Source organism: Streptococcus sp. CL8.13 (assembly GCF_049737895.1).
Genome location: NZ_JBKOTT010000157.1, coordinates 1 through 854, shown reverse-complemented (window position 1 = coordinate 854; position 854 = coordinate 1). Strand labels below are relative to the sequence as shown.

The window sequence follows — 854 nt, the reverse complement described above, 5'->3', positions numbered from 1 at the left end:
TATGAAATCGAAAAAGTGGCTCTTAGGAGCAGGAGTGACCTTGAGTACAGCCATTCTTTTAACAGCTTGTGGGAAAAGTGAAAAGAATGCAGATGCTCCCAAAACATTCTCTTATGTTTATGCTGTTGATCCATCATCCTTGGATTATAGCGTTACAAGTAAAAGTTCAACTTCTGACGTAATAGGTAATGTCGTCGACGGTCTTTTAGAGAATGATAAATATGGGAATCTCATTCCTTCTCTAGCAGAGGATTGGTCAGTTTCTAAAGATGGCTTGACTTATACTTACAAACTACGTAAAGGTGTGAAGTGGTATACTTCAGAAGGAGAAGAGTATGCGGAAGTTAAAGCTCAGGATTTTGTCACCGGATTAAAGCATGCAGCAGACGGAAAATCCGATGGTCTTTCTTTGGTTGAGAAATCCATCAAAGGATTGGAGGCTTATGTTAGTGGTGAGACAAACGACTTCTCAACTGTAGGTGTGAAGGCTCTTGATGATTATACGGTAGAATATACCCTTAATAACCCGGAAAGTTTTTGGAACTCTAAAGTAACCACAGCAACCATGCTTCCAGTTAATGAAGAATTTTTGAATGCAACAGGTAAGGATTACGGAACGCCAACTCCATCAAGTATTCTTTACAATGGTCCATATTTTTTGAAGTCCTTGATTTCTAAATCTGTGATTGAATATGAAAAAAATCCTAACTATTGGGATAAGGACAATGTCAAAATTGATAATGTTAAATTGACATTCTATGATGGTTCAGATCAAGAATCCTTAATTCGTAGCTTTACACAAGGTGCCTATACCACTGCACGTCTTTTTCCAGCAAGCTCAAACTTTGAGTCAA

At 37.9% G+C, this 854-nt stretch carries 1 protein-coding gene; it reads left to right on the top strand.

What is annotated here, in order from left to right; translation table 11 throughout:
• Position 1 precedes the first annotated feature (1 nt).
• The coding region (locus ACLNCN_RS04940) for an ABC transporter substrate-binding protein (protein WP_424844757.1) at positions 2-854 on the top strand (853 nt) is incomplete at its 3' end.